The organism is Streptomyces sp. NPDC059828 (assembly GCF_042731955.1).
Classification (GTDB): domain Bacteria; phylum Actinomycetota; class Actinomycetes; order Streptomycetales; family Streptomycetaceae; genus Streptomyces.
On record NZ_JBHWIW010000016.1, the window covers coordinates 102,210 to 120,741 of the forward strand.

Consider the following 18,532-nt stretch of genomic DNA (forward strand, 5'->3'; position numbering starts at 1 on the left):
ACACGATTTCCGGATACCGGGGAGGGGGCCCGCAGTGCTGATCGACACGTATGGCCGGGTGGCCACCGACCTGAGGGTTTCACTGACCGACCGGTGCAATCTGCGCTGTGCCTACTGCATGCCCGAAGAGGGTCTTCAGTGGCTCACCAAGCCCGAGCTGCTCACCGATGACGAGATCGTCCGGCTGATACGCATCGCCGTGACCGGCCTCGGTGTCACCGAGGTCCGTTTCACCGGTGGGGAGCCCCTGCTGAGGCCCGGACTCGTCGGGATCGTCCAGCGCTGCGCGGAGCTGGCACACCGGCCGAAGATGTCCCTGACCACCAACGGAATAGGGCTGCGTCGCACCGCGAGCGCGCTCAAGGAGGCCGGGCTCGACCGGGTCAATGTCTCCCTGGACACCCTGCGGCCCGATGTCTTCAAGACGCTCACCCGCCGTGACCGCCACCATGATGTGCTCGACGGCATGCGAGCCGCCCACGAGGCCGGACTCGCCCCCGTCAAGGTCAACACGGTCCTGATGCCCGGTCTCAACGACGACGAGGCCCCCGAGCTGCTCGCCTGGGCGATCGAGCACGGCTACGAGCTGCGCTTCATCGAGCAGATGCCCCTGGACGCCCAGCACGGCTGGAAGCGCGACGACATGATCACCGCGGGTGACATCCTGGCCTCGCTGGCCACGCGGTTCAGCCTCACGCCCGAGGACGGGGACTCCCGCGGCTCCGCGCCCGCCGAACGCTGGATCGTCGACGGAGGACCGCACCGGGTCGGCGTCATCGCCTCCGTCACCCGCCCCTTCTGCGCTGCCTGCGACCGCACCCGGCTCACCGCGGACGGTCAGGTCCGCACCTGCCTGTTCGCCCAGGAGGAGACAGATCTGCGCGGGGCGCTGCGCTCGGGCGCACCCGACGAGGAGATCGCTCGCATCTGGAAGGTCGCGATGTGGGGCAAGAAAGCCGGATCCGGGCTCGACGACCCGTCCTTCCTCCAGCCTTCGCGCCCCATGTCAGCCATCGGAGGCTGAGCGGGCCGTCCATTCGCCGAGCGTCACGACGTCTTTCAGGAAGCCCCGTACACCGAGGAACTGGGAGAGATGCTCGCGGTGCTCTTCGCAGGCGAGCCAGGTCTTGCGGCGCTCCGGCGTGTGCAGCTTCGGATTGTTCCAGGCCAGCACCCAGACCGCGGGGGCACGGCAGCCTTTGGCGGAACAGATCGGGGTTTCGTCACTCACCCGGTCATTCTCCACGATCACCGTCACCCCGTTCGGCGTCACCCGGACAAGTGATTATCCGGCGACAATGGAGCGGCCCGGAAGGGGTCACAACAAAGCGACGCCGAGCAGCCACGGGGGGAGCTGCCCGGCGTCGGTCTGTCGCTCCGACGGGGGATGCGGAGCGCACACGCAGTATGTCACGGGGAACCCCGTGTGGTGCACTGGAACCGCATGATTGATTTGAGCTTTTCTTGAGGTTGCCATTCCGCATTCGGCGGCATTCCGCGAGCGGCTCGTCAGCTCTGACGGGTGTGCGGTTCCGCTTGATCCTCCGCCTGGGGCACCCCCGGGCCGAGGGCCGGCTGCGCGGGCGTGGGGACGAAGACGGACGGCAGGGACGGCGGGCGCTCCCGCCCGGCGTTGGCGATCACCACGGCGACATACGGCAGCAGCGCGCCCAGTACCAGCGCCACGATCGCCACATGCCGCTCGACGTTCCAGAGCGTCGCGGCCAGGATCACGGACACGGTCCGGACCGCCATGGAGATGACATAGCGGCGCTGCCGCCCGCGCACGTCGTCGTTGAGCCCCTGCCGGGCCCCGGTGATCCGGAAGACCTCGGTCGTAGTGCGCTTCCGCATGACATTCCACCGCCCGACCGCCGCGCCGGGCTCTCCCCGGCCGATCCTGCCTCCACCGTACGCCGCGGCCCGCACCGCTACGAGACAGGGTCACCCGTTCCCCGGCGAGGCCGCACCGTCACACCGTGCAGAAAGCAGTCCGACATGCGCCGTATAGCGGATGGGCTGAAAATGTCGGGTATCTGTCGGATATCCAAGTAACCGCATCACTACTGCTCACGTCGAGCCGAATCGGGAGGCAGCCATGGGCTGGTTGTGGGCGATCATCGTCGGGTTCGTGCTGGGACTCATCGCCAAGCTGATTCTGCCGGGCAAGCAGCACAGCCCACTCTGGCTCATCACGATCTTCGGCATCATCGGCGGGATCGTCGGCAACGCGCTCGCGAATGCCTTCGGGATCGGAGAGACCCCGGGTATCGACTGGGGTCGGCACATCCTCCAGATCGTCGCCGCCGTGGTCATCGTCGGCCTCGGTGACATGGCCTATATGAGCCTGCGCGCCAGAAAACAGAAGGCCTGAAATGGCAGCGGCCGGGCGGAGATCACCTCCACCCGGCCGCCTGCTCGTGCAGCGGGACCTCGCCCCCTGCGAACTCAGTCCTCTGTGCCGACCTCGACCGCCGCCAGGTTCTTCTTGCCGCGGCGCAGCACCAGCCAGCGGCCGTGCAGCAGGTCGCCGGCCGCCGTCACCGCGTCCTCGGCGGTCACCTTCGCGTTGTTCACGTAGGCGCCGCCCTCCTTGATGGTGCGGCGGGCGGCCGACTTGCTCGCCACCAGACCGACCTCCGCGAAGAGGTCCGCCACCGCGCCCGGCTCGGACACGCGTGCGCGCGGCAGCTCCGAGAGCGCAGCGGCGAGCGTGGCTTCGTCCAGATCCGCGAGCTCACCCTGCCCGAACAGCGCCTTCGACGCGGCGATGACCGCCGCGCACTGGTCGGCGCCGTGCACCAGTGTCGTCAGCTCCTCGGCCAGCGCACGCTGCGCCGCGCGGGCCTGCGGGCGCTCCTGGGTCTGCTGCTCCAGCTCCTCGAGCTCCGCACGGCTCCTGAAGCTGAGGATGCGCATGTAGGTGGAGATGTCGCGGTCGTCCACGTTCAGCCAGAACTGGTAGAACGCGTACGGCGTGGTCATCTCCGGGTCCAGCCAGATGGCCCCGCCTTCGGTCTTGCCGAACTTGGTGCCGTCCGCCTTGGTCATCAGAGGAGTCGCCAACGCGTGCGCGGTGGCGTGCGGCTCCAGGCGGTGGATCAGATCCAGGCCCGCGGTGAGATTGCCCCACTGGTCGCTGCCGCCCTGCTGCAAGGTGCAGCCATGGCGGCGGTACAGCTCCAGGAAGTCCATGCCCTGGAGCAGCTGGTAGCTGAACTCGGTGTAGCTGATGCCCTGGTCGGACTCGAGCCGACGGGCGACCGAGTCCTTGGTGAGCATCTTGTTCACGCGGAAGTGCTTGCCGATGTCGCGGAGGAACTCGATGGCGGACATCCCCGCCGTCCAGTCCAGGTTGTTGACCATGACCGCGGCGTTCTCACCCTCGAAGGACAGGAACGGCTCGATCTGGGCGCGCACACGCTCCACCCAGGCCGCGACGGTCTCCGGGTCGTTCAGCGTGCGCTCAGCGGTGGGCTTGGGGTCGCCGATCTGACCGGTCGCGCCACCCACCAGCGCCAGCGGGCGGTGCCCCGCCTGCTGGAGCCGGCGCATGGTGAGTGCCTGCACCAGATGACCCACATGCAGGCTGGGCGCGGTCGGGTCGAAACCGCAATAGAACGTGACGGGACCGTCCGTGAACGCCTTGCGCAATGCGTCCTCGTCAGTGGACAGGGCGAACAGCCCGCGCCACTTCAGCTCGTCGACGATGTCCGTCACTTCTCTCGCTTCTCCTCGGCTGGTTTCGAGTGGGTCCGACAAACAGCTACGAGGTTATACGCCCTGGCTGACGGAGCTCATATTGAAGTCCGGCACCCGCAGCGGGGGCATCGCGGCCCGAGTGAACCAGTCACTCCATTCGCGCGGCAATGTCTTTTCCGTCCGCCCTGCCTCGGAGGCCCGCCGCAACAGGTCCACCGGCGATTCGTTGAAGCGGAAGTTGTTCACCGCACCGGTCACCTCGCCGTTCTCGACGAGATAGACCCCGTCCCGGGTCAGCCCGGTCAGCAGCAGCGTCGCCGGATCGACCTCCCGGATGTACCAGAGGCAGGTGAGCAGCAGCCCGCGCTCGGTGGCCGCGACCATCTCCTCCAGGGAGCGCTCACCGCCGCCGTCCAGGACCAGATTGTCGATACCCGGGGCGACCGGCAGTGCGGCCAGGCCCGCGCTGTGCCGGGTGGTGACCAGCCGGTCAAGCTTTCCGTCGCGCACCCACCGGGTCGGCTCGAGCGGAAGGCCGTTGTCGAAGACCGACGCGGTGTCACCCGAGGCGTGCGCGATCACGAAGGGCGCGGACTCCAGCCCGGGCTCGGTGGGATCGCTGCGCAGGGTGAGCGGCAGCTCGGTGAGTGACTCACCGAGACGGGTGCCGCCACCGGGCTTGGAGAACACCGTGCGGCCCTCCACCGCGTCCCGGCCGGCCGACGACCACATCTGGTAGATGAGCAGGTCCGCGACGGCGGTCGGCGGGAGCAGCGTCTCGTACCGTCCGGCGGGGAGGTCGATCCGGCGCTCGGCCCAGCCGAGCCGGGTGGCGAGTTCGGCGTCCAGCGCGGTCGGGTCGATGTCCTTGAGATCCCGGAAGTCCCGCGTGGAACGGCCCACCCAGGCGGACCGCGTCCGGTCCGGGGACTTGGCGTTGAGCTCGAGGGTGCCGGTGGGCTGGTCATGGCGGAGCCGTACGCCCGTCGAGGTGCCGAGGTAGGTCGAGGTCAGCTCGTGGTTCGCGAAGCCGTACAGCTCACGCCCGCCCGAGCGGGCCCGGGCGAACGCCTCGCCGAGCGCGGGCGCGAAGTCGGCGAACACAGCCGACGACGTCTCGGCAGGCGCCTCCGTGAAGTCCGCGGCCGCCGGGATGCCGGTGACCAGCGGCTGGGCGTCTTCCGCGGGACCGGCCGCCCGCGCGGCCGCCTCGGCGGCCCGCACCAGGGGTTCCAGATCCTCGGCGGTGACCGCCGACCGTGACACCACTCCGGACGCGGTGCCCTGCGCCCCGTCGACGGTGGCGATCACGGTGAGGGTGCGCCCGCGCGTCACGCCGTTCGTGGTCAGGGTGTTTCCGGCCCAGCGCAGATTGGCGGACGACTCCTCGTCGGCGATCACCACGCAGCCGTCGGACGTGGACAGCTCGAGGGCGCGCTCGACGATCTCGTGCGGCTTGCTGACGGGGCTCATCGACCGGCCTCCTGAGTCGTGTTCAAGATGTTGACGCCGCGGAAAAGGGCGGAGGGGCAGCCGTGCGACACCGCCGCCACCTGCCCCGGCTGGGCCTTTCCGCAGTTGAAGGCACCGCCGAGAACATAGGTCTGCGGGCCGCCGACCTTGTCCATCGAGCCCCAGAAGTCCGTGGTCGTGGCCTGGTAGGCGACATCGCGCAGCTGTCCGGCCAGCCGGCCGTTCTCGATCCGGTAGAAGCGCTGCCCGGTGAACTGGAAGTTGTAGCGCTGCATGTCGATCGACCAGGAGCGGTCACCGACCACGAAGATCCCGCGCTCCACCCCGCCGATCAGGTCCTCCGTCGACAGGCCGCCCTCCTCCGGCAGCAGGGACACATTCGCCATCCGCTGCACCGGGACATGCCCGGGGGAGTCCGCGAAGGCACAGCCGTTGGACCGGCCGAGGTTGGTGAGCCGGGCGATGCGCCGGTCGAGCTGATATCCGACGAGCGTGCCGTCCCTGACCAGGTCCCAGCTCTGCGCCTCCACGCCCTCGTCGTCGTAGCCGATCGTGGCGAGTCCGTGCTCGGCGGTCCTGTCCCCGGTCACATTCATCACCGGAGAGCCGTAGGTCAGCTTGCCCAGCTGGTCGAAGGTCGCGAACGAGGTGCCCGCGTACGCCGCCTCATAGCCGAGCGCCCGGTCCAGCTCGGTGGCATGGCCGATCGACTCGTGGATGGTCAGCCAGAGGTTGGAGGGGTCCACGACCAGGTCGTACCGCCCCGCCTCGACGCTCGGCGCGCGCATCTTCTCGGCGAGCAGCTCGGGGATCTCCTCCAGCTCGGAGTCCCAGTCCCAGCCCGTGCCGGTCAGATACTCCCAGCCGCGGCCCACCGGGGGTGCGATCGTCCGCATCGAGTCGAACTCACCGGTCGACTCGTCCACGGCGACCGCCGTGAGCTGCGGATGAATCCGCACCCGCTGCTGGGTGGTGACCGTGCCTGCGGTGTCCGCGTAGAACTTGTTCTCGTGGACCGTGAGCAGCGAGGCGTCCACATGCGCCACGCCCCGCGCCCTGAGCAGCCGCGCGCTCCAGTCGGTCAGCAGCGCGGACTTGGCCTCGTCGGCCACAGTGAACGGATCGATCTCGTACGAGGAGACCCACGTCCGGTCCGCGTGCACCGGCTCGTCGGCGAGCTCCACCCGCTCTTCGGACCCGGCCGCCGCGGTCACCTGCGCGGAAAGCTTCGCCATCGCCACTGCCTGACCGGCGACCCGTGCGGCGGCGTCCATGGTCAGATCGACCCCGGACGCGAACCCCCACGCACCTCCGTGCACCACCCGCACCGCGAAGCCGAGATCGGTGGTGTCGGATGAACCAGCGGGCTTGGCGTCCCTCAGCCGCCAGGCAGCGCTGCGCACCCGCTCCAGCCGGAAGTCGGCATGCTCCGCGCCGAGCGCCCGCGCCCGCGCGAGCGCGGCATCGGCCAGCGCCCGCAACGGGAGCGCCAGAAACGTCGGATCGATGTCATGGGGCACAGGCGGCCTCTCCTTCTCGTCTTCCTCACGGGTGCGTGCTCGATCACTACGCGAAGTCAAGCATGTGGCGGGGACTGTTCCGAGGGGGATTCCGCCCTTGTGGCGGCTATACGCCAAGACCGGCCTCCCGGGCGATGACTTCCGGCCGCCCGGCCGCGCCGACTGTAGGGTCCCCACAGCAGACGGGGGACGCCACTGTCGCAGGCCGATTCCCTCCAGAAGGTGCGGGACCGATAGGTTCTCGCAGGACAGGACATATGCAGACCCTGCACAGGCCGCTAACGAAAGGGTGATCTGTTGAGCCGCTCGGTTCTCGTCACCGGAGGAAACCGGGGCATCGGCCTCGCCATCGCCCGCGCTTTCGCCGAGGCCGGCGACAAGGTCGCGATCACCTACCGCTCGGGTGAGCCGCCGGAGGAGCTGGCCAAGCTGGGCTGCCTCGCCGTGCGCTGCGACATCACCGACGCCGACCAGGTGGAGCAGGCCTACAAGGAGATCGAGGACAAGCACGGCAACGTGGAGGTGCTGGTGGCCAACGCCGGCGTCACCAAGGACCAGTTGCTGATGCGGATGTCCGAGGACGATTTCGTCTCCGTGCTCGACACCAACCTCACCGGCACCTTCCGGGTCGTGAAGCGCGCCAACCGCGGCATGCTGCGCGCCAAGAAGGGCCGCGTCGTGCTGATCTCGTCCGTGGTGGGTCTGCTCGGATCGGCCGGCCAGGCCAACTACGCGGCCTCCAAGGCCGGACTGGTCGGGTTCGCCCGGTCCCTCGCCCGCGAACTCGGTTCGCGGAACATCACCTTCAACGTCGTCACGCCCGGCTTCGTCGACACCGATATGACCAGGGCGCTGAATGACGAGCAGCGCGCCGGGATCGTCTCCCAGGTGCCGCTCGGCCGTTACGCGCAGCCGGAGGAGATCGCCGCCACGGTGAAGTTCCTCGCCTCCGACGACGCCTCGTACATCACTGGAGCCGTCATCCCCGTTGACGGCGGATTGGGCATGGGTCACTGATCACATGAGTGGAATCCTCGCCGGCAAGCGCATCCTCATCACCGGTGTGCTGATGGAGTCCTCCATCGCCTTCCACGCCGCGAAGCTGGCTCAGGAGCAGGGGGCGGAGATCATCCTCACCGCCTTCCCGCGGCCCACCCTGACCGAGCGGATCGCCAGGAAGCTGCCCAAGCCCGCCAAGGTGATCGAGCTCGACGTCACCAACGACGAGCACCTCGGCCGGCTCGCCGACCTGGTCCGTGAGGAGCTCGGCAGCCTCGACGGCGTCGTGCACTCCATCGGCTTCGCGCCGCAGGACGCGCTCGGTGGCAACTTCCTCAACACGCCCTTCGAGTCCGTCTCGACCGCGATGCACGTGTCCGCGTTCTCGCTGAAGTCGCTGACGATGGCCTGTCTGCCGCTGATGCAGGAAGGCGGTTCCGTGGTCGGTCTGACCTTCGACGCGCAGTTCGCCTGGCCGCAGTACGACTGGATGGGCCCCGCGAAGGCCGCGCTGGAGGCCACCTCCCGCTATCTCGCCCGCGACCTGGGCAAGCAGAACATCCGCTGCAACCTGGTCTCGGCGGGCCCGATCGGCTCGATGGCCGCCAAGTCCATCCCGGGCTTCTCGGACCTCGCCCGGGTCTGGGACGAGCGCTCCCCGCTGCAGTGGGACATGGCCGACCCGGAGCCCGCGGGCCGCGGAATCGTGGCGCTGCTGTCCGACTGGTTCCCCAAGACCACCGGTGAGATCGTGCACGTCGACGGTGGCGTGCACATCATGGGCGCCTGACACCGCACTACGCAGCGTTACGTAACGGACGCGTAACGCCCCGTGTAACCCGTACGCCGCCGATGCCCCGGTCACCCGCTGTGTGCGGGTGGCCGGGGCGTCGCCCGTTCGGGCTAGCGGAACGGGCGCCACCCCGGCTGCTCGGGGAGTCTGGAGAGGCAATCCCTTCTTGTGGTGCAGCAGCGGCCGTGTGCCGCCGTACGGCCGAGGAGGTCTGCTTGTGCGTACGTCATGGTGTTCCGTGGCCGTGCTGGGGACACTGACCAGCCTGCTTCTGCCGGCGTCGAGCGCGGCCTCTCTGCCGCACGGGGAGGTGCCCCCGAGGCCCTACGGCGCTGACTGCGACGTGGTGGTCCAGGGTTCGCGCGCCACCGCGTACTGCCGTAACTCCTATCTCGACACCGACCGGGTGCAACTGCATGTCGAGTGCGCGCGGTGGTGGGACATCGACGCGGACAGCGATCCCGTCGACGTGACCCCCACGGCCTACGCGACCCTCACCGAGCGCTGCTGGATGGAGATAGGCAACGCCTGGGTGAGCCATGTGCGCGTGCCCTGACGGGGGCCCCGCGGGAGTCAGCCGCCGTCACGCAGGCACATGACGGGATAGCTCGCGGCCTCCGAAGCCGCGAGGTCACCGTCGCCCGCCCGGATCGCCGCGACGAGCCGGGCGTGGTCCATGTGGTCCCCCGGGCGCATCTCCGAACCCGGTCCCTCGCGCAGCCAGTCGTGCAGCCATTCACGCAGCAGATCGCCGAGGTCCGCGTAGAGAGCGGTCAGCACGTCGTTGTGGGACGCCGCGACCACGGCGAGATGGAAGGTGGCGTCGGCCGTGGCGAACCGCATCGGGTCGCCGGTGTGCCACGCCTCCTCGCGCCGCGCCAGCAGCGCGTCCAGCTGCTTCAGATCCCGCTCGGTCCGGTTCCGGGCCGCCAGCCGTGCCGCCGAGGACTCCAGGGTGCAACGGACCTCGGCGATATGGCGCGGGTCGGCGCCGGCGAACCTGCGGTGCATCACCCCGGCCAGTTCGCTGGTGGCGATGACGTAGGTGCCGGAGCCCTGTCGGATGTCCAGCAGCCCGTTGTGGGCGAGTGCGCGGACGGCCTCGCGCACGGTGTTGCGGGCGACGCCGAGCTGCTCGACCAGCTCGGGCTCGGTCGGGATCCGTGAACCCACGGGCCACTCACCCGAGGCGATCTGGTTCCGCAGCTGGGTGATCACCTGATCCGAGAGAGCGGAACGCCGGGGTGAGGTCAGCGCCATGGTGTCCCTGTGCTCCTTGTTCGCTCTGTCATTGGTGTGCCGACGGGCATGCGGCCCGTCGTCGTGTCACATCGTCCACCGTGACGACCGGCGCCGGGAAGTCCGGCCGTACGGCCCGCACCACCCTTTGGCTCAATCATCCTATGATTCTATGATGGCCCTATGCCGGAAGAACCTCGAACCCCCGACCAGGCGGCTGCCGCACGGACGCACGAGCGCTCCGCTCCTCGCGGCGATCCGGCTCCGGGGCCCGGAGACCAGGTCTGGCTCCATCGGCTCGTACTCATCGCACTCGTCCTCGCCGCGCTGAACCTGCGCCCCGCGATCACCAGCCTCGGCGCGCTCCTCGAAGAGGTGCGCGGCGGCCTGCACATGAGCGGCGCCGTGGCGGGGCTCCTCACCTCCGTACCGGCGCTCTGCTTCGCCGTGTTCGGCCTCACCGCGCCCCGGTTGGCCCGGCGATTCGGCCCCGTGCCGGTCGTCTGTGCCGGGATGGCGGCCATCGCCGCAGGACTGCTGATACGCCCCTACTCCCACGGCACCGCGGGATTCCTCGCGGCCACCGCGCTCGCCCTCACGGGCATCGCGGTCGGCAACGTCCTCATGCCGGTGATCGTCAAGCGGTACTTCCCCGACCGCGTCGGCGGCATCACCGGGCTCTACTCGATGGCGCTGTCACTCGGCAGCGCCGTGGCCGCCGCCGCGACCGTGCCCCTCACCGGGGCCCTGGGCGGCGGCTGGCGCACCGGGCTTGCCGTGTGGGGCCTGCTCGCCGCCGTCGCCGTGGCGCCATGGACCGTGCTGCCCCTGCGCGACCGCGGCCGTGGCGCAGCCATCGCGCCACCCGCTCCCCGCGCCGTGCACCGCCCCGCCGCCCCGGGCCCGCGGATCACTCGGAGCCGCACCGCCTGGGCGCTCGCCTGCTTCTTCGGGCTCCAGGCCACCGGCGCCTACGTCGCCATGGGATGGATGCCCCTGATCTTCCGCGACGCGGGCGTACCGGCGGACACCGCCGGGGTGCTGTCCGCCGTGGTCATGGTCATGGGCGTACCGCTGGCCTTCACGATTCCGCGGCTCGCCGCCCGTCTGAAGAACCAGGCGCCCCTCGTCATCGCCCTCGGCCTGTGCGGAGTCGCCGGCTACACGGGCCTGATCACCGCCCCTGCCCAGGGCGCCTGGGGCTGGGCGATGTTGCTGGGGATCGCCAACTGCTCGTTCCCGCTGGCCCTGACGATGATCGGCATGCGCGCCCGTACCGGCGCGGGTGTCGTGCGGCTCTCCGCCTTCGCCCAGAGCGCCGGGTATCTGATCTCCATCCCCGGACCGACCCTGGTCGGCGCCCTCTACGAGCACAGCGGGGGCTGGGCGGTGCCGCTGGCCCTGATGGCCGGGCTCATGGTGCCCCAGGTGATCGCAGGCTGCCTGGCGGGCCGGGACCGGACGGTGGAGGAGGAGGCGGGGATGCGAGACTGACGGCATGCCTGTGCTCGATCCGAACCCCCCGAACGGCCAGAAGAAGCTGCTGCTCATCTTCGGCGCCATGATCGCCATCACCGTGGTCATCGGCGTCATCGCCTCGATCGCCTCACCCTGAACCAGCAGCCGGTAGGGCTGTCCCCCCGTCCCCTAGGGGGCAGGTGTCAGGGTGAAGTGGGTGGATCACCGGATGGGATACCGGGCCCGTGATCCGTACGTTGGAAGCAGCTCGGCGATCGAGGCCGCGCTAGCCAAGCAGCCCACCAGCGGACCTCACGGAGGCGGTCATGCCGGCCCTCAGTCGCACCCGGACGCATGCCCCTGCGGTGGGCGGTCCCGACGCACGGCTGCCGTGGTGGGCCCTTGTGCTGCCGGTGATCGCCTTCGCCGCGCTGCTCGTGCTGATGACGGCCTCCGGCGAGGCACACGCCGCGGGCGGCGAGCAGTCGGTCGGCTTCCTGCTGGACCGCATACGGTCCCTGACCGGCTGACGAGCGGCCTGGGGGCGGCTGCGCTGCCGCAGGGTGTCCGAGCTCCTCAACACCCTGCGCCCCATGGCTGAATTCATGCGAAGCTGGGGACCATGAGCGCCGCTGAGCTTTCCGGAGACACACACCCCACAGCCCGAAGGATCGTCCTGCTCCGCCATGCGAAGGCCGACTGGCCCGAGGTCTCCGATCATGAGAGGCCACTCGCCGAACGGGGCCGCATGGACGCCCCGATCGCCGGACGCAAGCTCGCCGAAACCGGCATCGCCTTCGGCCTGGCCCTCTGCTCGACCGCGGCGAGGACACGCGAGACCTGGAAGCTCGCGGTGCATGAGCTGCCGCACCGCCCCCGCACCGTGTACGAGGAGCGGATGTACGAGGCGTCGCTCGGTGATCTCATCGCACTGCTCAACGAGACCCCGGACGACATCGACGATCTGTTGCTGATCGGTCACAACCCGGGCATACACGCACTCGCCGACGCCCTCGCGGGCACGACCGAGGGCGATGCCCTGGCCAGGATGAACCGCGGCGGCTTCCCCACCGCCGCGTTCGCCGTCATCGGTTTCTCCGGCTCCTGGAAGTCCGTCGAGCACGGCGTGGGCACACTCGTCGAATACTGGGCGCCGCACGACTAGCAGCGATCACGGCCCCGGTGTGCGGTGCGCACGCCGGGGCACGGTTATGGGCGCTGCCGCTCAGCCTGTACGGGACAGCGGTACTAGTCCTCGTGCACGTTGGCGGCTTCGACCTCTTCACGTGTGATCCCGAGCAGATACAGCACCGCGTCGAGGAACGGCACGTTCACCGCCGTGTCGGCCGCCTCCCGCACCACCGGCTTGGCGTTGAAGGCCACACCGAGCCCCGCCGCGTTCAGCATGTCCAGGTCGTTCGCACCGTCGCCGATCGCCACCGTCTGCGCCAGCGGCACGCCCGCCTGCGAGGCGAACCGCCGCAGCAGCCGCGCCTTGCCCGCCCGGTCCACGATCTCCCCGGTGACCCGCCCGGTCAGCTTGCCGTCCACGATCTCCAGCGTGTTGGCGGAGGCGAAATCAAGACCGAGCCGGTCCTTGAGGTCATCCGTGACCTGGGTGAAACCGCCGGATACGACGCCGACTTGATAGCCGAGGCGCTTGAGCGTACGGATCAAGGTGCGGGCCCCCGGGGTCAACCGCACCTCCGCGCGCACCTTGTCGACCACCGAGGCGTCAAGACCGGCCAGCAGCGCCACCCGAGCGTGCAGGGACTGCTCGAAGTCCAGCTCCCCCCGCATCGCGGCGGCGGTGACCTCGGCGACCTGATCCTCGCATCCGGCGTGCGCCGCGAACAGCTCGATGACCTCGTCCTGGATCATGGTGGAGTCCACGTCCATCACCACCAGACGCTGCGCCCTGCGGTGCAACCCGGCGGACACCACGGCCACATCCACACCGATCTCGGCAGCCTCCAGGGCCAGCGCGGTGCGCAGCGGCTCGGTCTCGCAGCCGGACACCGCGAACTCCACCGCCGTGACGGGGTACTTCGCCAGCCGGAAGATACGGTCGATATTGCCCCCGCAGCCGGTGATCCTCGAGGCTATGGCGGCTGCCGACTCCGCCGTCAGCGGATGCCCGAGCACGGTCACATGCGAGCGGCCGCTGCCGCGCGGCCGGTTGTCACCGGTACCCGAGATGAGCTCCGCCTGGAGCTTCAGCGACTCGGCCCAGCTGTGCACGGTGGAGCGCAGCTCGCCCTCGGCTCCCGTGGACGGCGCCGTGACGAGGACGCACAGTGTGATGCGGCCACGCGTGACGATCTGCTCGATATCGATCACATCGACCGCGTACGCGGCGAGGGTGTCGAAGAGCCCGGCGGTGATCCCGGGGCGGTCCTTCCCGAAGATCTTGACCAGAAGGGTGCGGGCGTCGGACGTCTGAGGGGGCTGCGATGCGCTCATGGTGCTTCCCACGTTATCGGGCACTCCGTGCCACGCGCCGCCCCGTCCCGCGGAGCGGACGGCGACCACGCCTGCCGCGGGTCCCGGGTCGGCGTCGGAAAGGTGTCGTCCGGGTTTCGGCAGGTGGGCCCAGGAGTGTCGGGCGGCCTCCGGCCTGTGCCGGAATCAGCGACGCGTCCGAGGCGCCCCGGGAGGCGGCGGTCCGTCCGGTGGCTGGTCCGGACCTCGGTCCTGTGGGCCGTCCGGGGGAGTCCGCCGGTACCCGGGCGGTGCGGGAGGCCCAGGCGGAGGGGGTACAGGCAGGACCGGCCCGGCCACCGTCGGAGCTCCGTGCCGACCCTGGCCTGGGGCTCCGTGCCGCCCCTTTCCCCGGGCCCCGCGCGGCCCCTGACCGGGCCCTCCTCGCCCTTCCGGCAGCCTCAGATACGGGTTCGTATCCGCATTCGGCGGGCGATACGGCATGGATGGACGGTACGGCCCGGCGATGGGTGCCAGGGGCGCGCGCTTCGCCATGGAGAGCGGCGCTGCCCGTGAACCGGCCGCCCCCGCGGCGCACGCCAGCAGTGCCCCCACACCGCCCGCCGCCGCGCCCCACATCGCTCCCAGCGGCACGGCCACGACCGGATCGCCGTGCAGCTCAAGGCCCGCTCCGAACGCGTCGAGCCCGAGTACCGACAGTGAGGCGTCCGCCGACACCCCCGTCAGCAGCACCAGCAGTGGCAGCGTCATGGCCGAAACCAGACCCAGCGCGAGTGCGCACCGCCCCGCGAACCCCACCGCCCCCACCCCGTCGGGTCTGGGCGTACGCACCGCCACCAGCACTCCGGCGCACAGCATCAGTACGGCTGCGGCCACCGCCAGCAGCCACACCCGGTTGTCGTACTCCGCGAGCCGCCCCACCGTCACCTGCTCGTCCGCCGACACCCGGAGGAGCTTCCCCATCGGATCCGGTAACGCCTTCGCCAGCTCACCGGTCGCCTTCCCGTGCCAGGGCACCAGCAGCCCCAGTGCCACGCCCGTCCATGCACCGTTCGGCGCGCCGAGCAGGGCCGCGCCCAGGACCGGTCCCGGCCGGTCGTCGGTGAATGCCGCGTACGCCGCCGCGGCCAGCCCCGCCGCCACGGCCGTCAGCAGCACGGTCACCAGCGCGGAGACGGCAGGACGTACCACCCGGTGCACCACGGCCCAGCCCCCCGGCAGTGGCGTACGACGCGAGGCGAGGAGAGCGATCAGCAGCACCGCGAGCACCCAGAACAGCGCACCGGCCAGAGAGTCGGCGGTGTTCACGGAGAACCCGACCGAAGCCCGCGCGTCCACCAGGTCCCCGAGCCGGTCCGGCAGCAGCGCCCCGATCCCCCCGGCGTCGTCCCCCTGATCACCGAGATCTCCCAGGTCCCCGAGGTCCCCGAGACCCGGCACCCCGATCCCGGAACCGTCGTCCGCACCGGATCCCGGCGTTCCATCGATCCCCAGCGCGCCGCCGTCGAAGGTGATCACGTCACGCCCCACCCAGGCGAGCGCGCCGACCGCACCGAGGAACAACCCCCCCAACACGCCCGCCCGCGCGGCCAGTTCCGTGGCGGAGAGCCGGCCGCCGGCTCCGCGCAGCGACCTCAGGAAGAAGTGGGCCAGCAGCAGCACCCCGACCACCGTCACCCCGAGCGGGACGACATGGACGGCCGTCGACGCCTGCGCACCCTCGAGCCCGAAGACCGACACATCGCCGTACGGGGTGACCGATCCCCCGACCGCGAGCACCGTAACCGCCGCCGTCATGGGGGCAAGAGAGCCGCTCGCGTCTGCGCCCAGCAGGTGCAGTCCGAGCGCGGCTGTCCCCGCCATCCCGGCCAGCGACCAGCTCACCGCGGCGATCGAAGCCAGGACCACATCGCCCCACGGCACCGGCTGTTCGCGGTCCCCGTCGCCGATCGACGCCATCAGGACCCCCCGAGCCTTCCGAGCTCATGAGCATTTATCCCCTTCGTGCATGATCCGTGTGCACTCATGGGTGCTTACCACTCTCCGGGCGTGTTTCTCCGCCGTCAACGGCGCGTTCGGGCACTCGGAAGCGCGCCGTCGGGAGGCCCGGCTTTTGGTTACGGCGGTGGGCCTGAAATAGTTCCTCACGATGTTCGCCATCCCTAGACTCCCTGCGACGGGGGTAACTCGGGGGACAACTAGTGGGGCATGGAGTGCCGGAACTCGTACTGGAATTGAACGGAAGGACCTGGAACCTCGATCCGTCCAGGTCGTACACCATCGGACGTGATCCACAGGGCGACGTGGTGGTCGACGACGCCAGAGTGTCGTGGCGGCACGCCACGGTCAGCTGGGGCGGCCGGAGTTGGGTCATCCAGGACCACGGAAGCACCAACGGCACCTATGTGCAGGGCCAGCGGATCCACCAGACGGAGGTCAGCCCCGGCTCCTCGGTACACCTCGGCAACGCCACCGACGGGCCGCGACTGAATCTGAACGGTGGCGCGGACGACAACTACAACGCCAAGGGCGCTGTTCCGCAGCAGGCACAGCAGTCTCATCAGGCGCAGCAGAACCAGTACGCCCAGCAGGCCGCAGCGCCCCAGGCTCCCGCCCAGCCGCAGTGGCAGCAGGGGCCCCAGGCGACGCCGCAGCAGAACTGGCAGCAGGACCAGGCCCAGCAGCATGCGCAGGTGCCGCACCAGCAGGCCCCGCAGGCCCCGTACCAGCAAGGTCCCGCAGGGTCCTACGGGCAGCAGGCCGGGGGACAGGCGCCGCCGGTCTACGGGGACCGCAGCCCGACCACGTTCCACCAGTTCTCGCTCGGCCGCGTCATGCGCATCGGCCGTGCCCTGGAGAACGACCTGGTGGTCTCCGACCTCCAGGTCTCCCGCCACCACGCCGAGTTCCACGCCACGCCGGACGGCCGTTTCGAGATCCGGGACCTCGGCTCCCACAACGGCACCTACGTCAACGGCCAGCCGCTGGCGAAGTCCGGATCCGCGCTCATCGGCCCGAACGACATCGTCGGCGTCGGCCACTCCACCTTCCGGCTCGTCGGCGACCGGCTCGAGGAGTTCGTCGACACCGGTGAGGTCTCCTTCTCCTCCCGCCACCTCACAGTCACCGTCGACGGCGGCAAGCAGATCCTCAAGGACGTCTCCTTCGGCGTTCCCGAGAAGTCGCTGGTCGCGGTGATCGGCCCGTCCGGTTCCGGAAAGTCCACCCTGCTGAAGGCGCTCACCGGCTACCGGCCCGCCGACCAGGGCGATGTCCTCTACGACAACCGGAACCTGTACAAGCAGTTCGCCGAGCTGCGCCAGCGCATCGGTCTGGTCCCGCAGGACGACATCCTCCACAAGGAGCTGACCGTCCGCACCGCTCTCAAGTACGCGGCCAAGCTGCGCTTCCCCGCGGACACCAGCGCCGCCGAGCGCGAGGCCCGTATCGACGAAGTGCTGCGCGAGCTCAAGCTGGACATCCACAAGGAGAAGAAGGTCACCTCCCTCTCCGGTGGCCAGCGCAAGCGCGTGTCCGTGGCCCTGGAGCTGCTGACGAAGCCGTCGCTGATATTCCTGGACGAGCCGACCTCGGGCCTCGACCCGGGCATGGACCGCGATGTGATGCAGCTGCTGCGCGGTCTCGCCGACGACGGCCGCACCGTCCTCGTCGTCACCCACTCCGTGGCCGAGCTGGCCCTGTGCGACAAGCTGCTGGTGATGGCTCCCGGTGGCTCGGTGGCGTACTTCGGCCCGCCCGAGGAGGCCCTGAACTTCTTCGGCTACGACACCTGGGCCGATGTCTTCTCCGCCTTCGAGAACTACCGCGACTACGACTGGGCGGGCCGCTGGAAGGGCTCGCAGCACTACCAGATGTACGCCGCGGACATCGACGCCGTCGCCCCGCAGTCGGTGAACATGCCGCCACCGCAGGCGATCAGGCCGCCGAAGCCGCAGGGCTGGTTCTCCCAGCTCGGCACGCTGATCCGGCGCTATGTCTCCGTGATCGTCTCCGACCGCGGCTTCCTCGCCCTGATGGTGCTCCTGCCCGCAGTGCTCGGCGCGGTGAGCCTGCTCATCGACGCGGACAAGGGGCTGCTGCCCAACGGTGTGAACCCGCAGAGCGGCAGGATCATCCCGAACGGCACGGCCACGACCGTGTTGCTGATACTCGCGGTCGGCGCCTGCTTCGCCGGTGCCGCCAACTCGGTCCGTGAGCTGATCAAGGAACGGGTGATCTACGAGCGCGAGCGTGCGACCGGTCTGTCACGCTCCGCGTATCTGATGTCCAAGGTGATCGTGCTCGGCATGATCACGGTGTTCCAGGGCGCACTCGTCGGTGTCATCGGCTTCTCCAGCCGGGAGATCCCCGAGGAGGGCCTGGTGCTCGGCTCGGCCACACTCCTGGAGCTCTCGCTGCCGATCATGGCGCTCGGCTTCACCTCGATGATGTTCGGCCTGATCATCTCGGCGCTGGTGAAGACCGCCGAGAAGACCATGCCCCTTCTGGTGATGTTCGCGATCATCCAGGTCGTGTTCACGGGCTGCCTGTTCATCCTCAACGGCACGGTCGGCGTGAACGAGTTCTCGTATCTGATGCCGTCCCGCTGGGCGGTCGCCGCGGCCGGTGCCACGCTGGACTTCAACCGGATCAGTCCCAACCAGGACGACCCCGGTAACACCGACCCCCTCTGGGACCACGAGGTCGGCGCCTGGGGCCTGGACATGGCGGCGCTGCTGGCGCTCGGCGCGCTGTGCGGGTTCTTCGTGGCCCGCTTCCTACGCCGCCATGAGCCGGAGGTCATGCGCAAGTAGTGATGTGCGTCCGCCGGACGGACAGTCCGACGGAGCACGCCGGGAGGCCGGCACCCGCGGGGGGTGCCGGCCTCCCCGCGGGTGGGATCGCC

Annotated in this window: 18 protein-coding genes; 10 read left to right on the forward strand and 8 right to left on the reverse strand. The window is 69.8% G+C overall.

Features of this window, described 5'->3' with window-relative positions:
* Window positions 1-34 precede the first annotated feature (34 nt).
* Entirely contained in the window at window positions 35-1,024 is a 990-nt protein-coding gene (gene moaA, locus ACFV6V_RS12850; protein ID WP_385563180.1) for a GTP 3',8-cyclase MoaA, read from the forward strand.
* Here moaA and ACFV6V_RS12855 read toward each other — a convergent pair.
* Both ACFV6V_RS12855 and ACFV6V_RS12860 read right to left on the reverse strand, forming a co-directional pair.
* A complete protein-coding gene (locus ACFV6V_RS12855; RefSeq protein WP_385563246.1) occupies window positions 1,007-1,231 on the reverse strand; it encodes a hypothetical protein in 225 nt (74 codons plus the stop codon). The two genes, moaA and ACFV6V_RS12855, sit on opposite strands and share 18 nt — an antisense overlap.
* Window positions 1,232-1,509: 278 nt before the next feature.
* Window positions 1,510-1,854, reverse strand: a complete 345-nt coding sequence (locus ACFV6V_RS12860; protein ID WP_385563182.1) for a DUF3099 domain-containing protein — start codon at window positions 1,852-1,854, stop codon at window positions 1,510-1,512.
* A gap of 244 nt (window positions 1,855-2,098) precedes the next feature.
* Here ACFV6V_RS12860 and ACFV6V_RS12865 point away from each other — a divergent pair, with 244 nt between their 5' ends.
* Entirely contained in the window at window positions 2,099-2,374 is a 276-nt protein-coding gene (locus ACFV6V_RS12865) for a GlsB/YeaQ/YmgE family stress response membrane protein (RefSeq protein ID WP_385563185.1), read from the forward strand.
* A 74-nt stretch (window positions 2,375-2,448) separates the two neighbouring features.
* Here ACFV6V_RS12865 and tyrS read toward each other — a convergent pair whose 3' ends face one another.
* Genes tyrS through ACFV6V_RS12880 form a run of 3 tightly spaced genes read right to left on the reverse strand, consistent with a single transcriptional unit; the run spans window position 2,449 to window position 6,695 of the window.
* Window positions 2,449-3,720: a tyrosine--tRNA ligase gene (gene tyrS / locus ACFV6V_RS12870; RefSeq protein ID WP_385563188.1), complete on the reverse strand. Its 1,272-nt coding sequence runs from the start codon at window positions 3,718-3,720 to the stop codon at window positions 2,449-2,451.
* A gap of 54 nt (window positions 3,721-3,774) precedes the next feature.
* Entirely contained in the window at window positions 3,775-5,175 is a 1,401-nt protein-coding gene (locus tag ACFV6V_RS12875; protein WP_385563191.1) for a metallopeptidase TldD-related protein, read from the reverse strand.
* Window positions 5,172-6,695 carry a TldD/PmbA family protein gene (locus ACFV6V_RS12880; RefSeq protein WP_385563194.1) on the reverse strand — a complete coding sequence of 508 codons (1,524 nt, stop codon included), beginning with the start codon at window positions 6,693-6,695 and terminating at the stop codon, window positions 5,172-5,174. The genes ACFV6V_RS12875 and ACFV6V_RS12880 overlap by 4 nt, the downstream gene beginning before the upstream one ends.
* A gap of 297 nt (window positions 6,696-6,992) precedes the next feature.
* Here ACFV6V_RS12880 and fabG point away from each other — a divergent pair, with 297 nt between their 5' ends.
* The 3 genes from fabG to ACFV6V_RS12895 all read left to right on the forward strand — a co-directional run bounded on the left by fabG (window position 6,993) and on the right by ACFV6V_RS12895 (window position 9,043).
* Window positions 6,993-7,712 carry a 3-oxoacyl-[acyl-carrier-protein] reductase gene (gene fabG / locus ACFV6V_RS12885; protein WP_385563197.1) on the forward strand — a complete coding sequence of 240 codons (720 nt, stop codon included), beginning with the start codon at window positions 6,993-6,995 and terminating at the stop codon, window positions 7,710-7,712.
* A 4-nt stretch (window positions 7,713-7,716) separates the two neighbouring features.
* On the forward strand, window positions 7,717-8,484 hold the full coding sequence (gene fabI, locus ACFV6V_RS12890; RefSeq protein ID WP_361277878.1) for an enoyl-ACP reductase FabI: 768 nt from the start codon (window positions 7,717-7,719) through the stop codon (window positions 8,482-8,484).
* Window positions 8,485-8,704: 220 nt separating this feature from the next.
* Window positions 8,705-9,043, forward strand: a complete 339-nt coding sequence (locus ACFV6V_RS12895; protein WP_385563200.1) for a hypothetical protein — start codon at window positions 8,705-8,707, stop codon at window positions 9,041-9,043.
* Between the two features lie 17 nt (window positions 9,044-9,060).
* On the opposite strand, the gene ACFV6V_RS12900 is transcribed toward ACFV6V_RS12895, so the two are convergent.
* On the reverse strand, window positions 9,061-9,747 hold the full coding sequence (locus ACFV6V_RS12900; protein ID WP_385563203.1) for a FadR/GntR family transcriptional regulator: 687 nt from the start codon (window positions 9,745-9,747) through the stop codon (window positions 9,061-9,063).
* A 162-nt stretch (window positions 9,748-9,909) separates the two neighbouring features.
* On the opposite strand from ACFV6V_RS12900, the gene ACFV6V_RS12905 reads away from it, so the two are divergent.
* From ACFV6V_RS12905 to ACFV6V_RS12920, 4 genes are all read left to right on the forward strand, one after another.
* A complete protein-coding gene (locus tag ACFV6V_RS12905) occupies window positions 9,910-11,220 on the forward strand; it encodes a CynX/NimT family MFS transporter (protein ID WP_385563205.1) in 1,311 nt (436 codons plus the stop codon).
* 4 nt (window positions 11,221-11,224) lie between these two features.
* Entirely contained in the window at window positions 11,225-11,341 is a 117-nt protein-coding gene (locus ACFV6V_RS12910) for an SGM_5486 family transporter-associated protein (RefSeq protein ID WP_361277871.1), read from the forward strand.
* Window positions 11,342-11,510: 169 nt separating this feature from the next.
* On the forward strand, window positions 11,511-11,714 hold the full coding sequence (locus tag ACFV6V_RS12915; protein WP_385563208.1) for a hypothetical protein: 204 nt from the start codon (window positions 11,511-11,513) through the stop codon (window positions 11,712-11,714).
* A gap of 92 nt (window positions 11,715-11,806) precedes the next feature.
* On the forward strand, window positions 11,807-12,349 hold the full coding sequence (locus tag ACFV6V_RS12920; RefSeq protein WP_385563211.1) for a SixA phosphatase family protein: 543 nt from the start codon (window positions 11,807-11,809) through the stop codon (window positions 12,347-12,349).
* Between the two features lie 83 nt (window positions 12,350-12,432).
* Here ACFV6V_RS12920 and serB read toward each other — a convergent pair whose 3' ends face one another.
* Together serB and ACFV6V_RS12930 are read right to left on the reverse strand one after the other, a co-directional pair.
* On the reverse strand, window positions 12,433-13,647 hold the full coding sequence (serB, locus tag ACFV6V_RS12925) for a phosphoserine phosphatase SerB (RefSeq protein WP_385563214.1): 1,215 nt from the start codon (window positions 13,645-13,647) through the stop codon (window positions 12,433-12,435).
* Window positions 13,648-13,812: 165 nt separating this feature from the next.
* Window positions 13,813-15,585 carry a streptophobe family protein gene (locus ACFV6V_RS12930; RefSeq protein WP_385563217.1) on the reverse strand — a complete coding sequence of 591 codons (1,773 nt, stop codon included), beginning with the start codon at window positions 15,583-15,585 and terminating at the stop codon, window positions 13,813-13,815.
* Window positions 15,586-15,839: 254 nt separating this feature from the next.
* On the opposite strand from ACFV6V_RS12930, the gene ACFV6V_RS12935 reads away from it, so the two are divergent.
* Entirely contained in the window at window positions 15,840-18,440 is a 2,601-nt protein-coding gene (locus ACFV6V_RS12935) for an FHA domain-containing protein (protein ID WP_385563220.1), read from the forward strand.
* Window positions 18,441-18,532: the final 92 nt, after the last annotated feature.

Coding starts and splice junctions, on each gene's coding strand:
- ACFV6V_RS12860 (WP_385563182.1), bottom strand. CDS start 1,854: ATGCGGAAGCGCACTACGACCGAGGTCTTCCGGATCACCGGGGCCCGG.
- ACFV6V_RS12865 (WP_385563185.1), top strand. CDS start 2,099: ATGGGCTGGTTGTGGGCGATCATCGTCGGGTTCGTGCTGGGACTCATC.
- ACFV6V_RS12875 (WP_385563191.1), bottom strand. CDS start 5,175: ATGAGCCCCGTCAGCAAGCCGCACGAGATCGTCGAGCGCGCCCTCGAG.
- fabI (WP_361277878.1), top strand. CDS start 7,717: ATGAGTGGAATCCTCGCCGGCAAGCGCATCCTCATCACCGGTGTGCTG.
- ACFV6V_RS12900 (WP_385563203.1), bottom strand. CDS start 9,747: ATGGCGCTGACCTCACCCCGGCGTTCCGCTCTCTCGGATCAGGTGATC.
- ACFV6V_RS12905 (WP_385563205.1), top strand. CDS start 9,910: ATGCCGGAAGAACCTCGAACCCCCGACCAGGCGGCTGCCGCACGGACG.
- ACFV6V_RS12910 (WP_361277871.1), top strand. CDS start 11,225: ATGCCTGTGCTCGATCCGAACCCCCCGAACGGCCAGAAGAAGCTGCTG.
- ACFV6V_RS12915 (WP_385563208.1), top strand. CDS start 11,511: ATGCCGGCCCTCAGTCGCACCCGGACGCATGCCCCTGCGGTGGGCGGT.
- ACFV6V_RS12920 (WP_385563211.1), top strand. CDS start 11,807: ATGAGCGCCGCTGAGCTTTCCGGAGACACACACCCCACAGCCCGAAGG.
- serB (WP_385563214.1), bottom strand. CDS start 13,647: ATGAGCGCATCGCAGCCCCCTCAGACGTCCGACGCCCGCACCCTTCTG.
- ACFV6V_RS12930 (WP_385563217.1), bottom strand. CDS start 15,585: ATGGCGTCGATCGGCGACGGGGACCGCGAACAGCCGGTGCCGTGGGGC.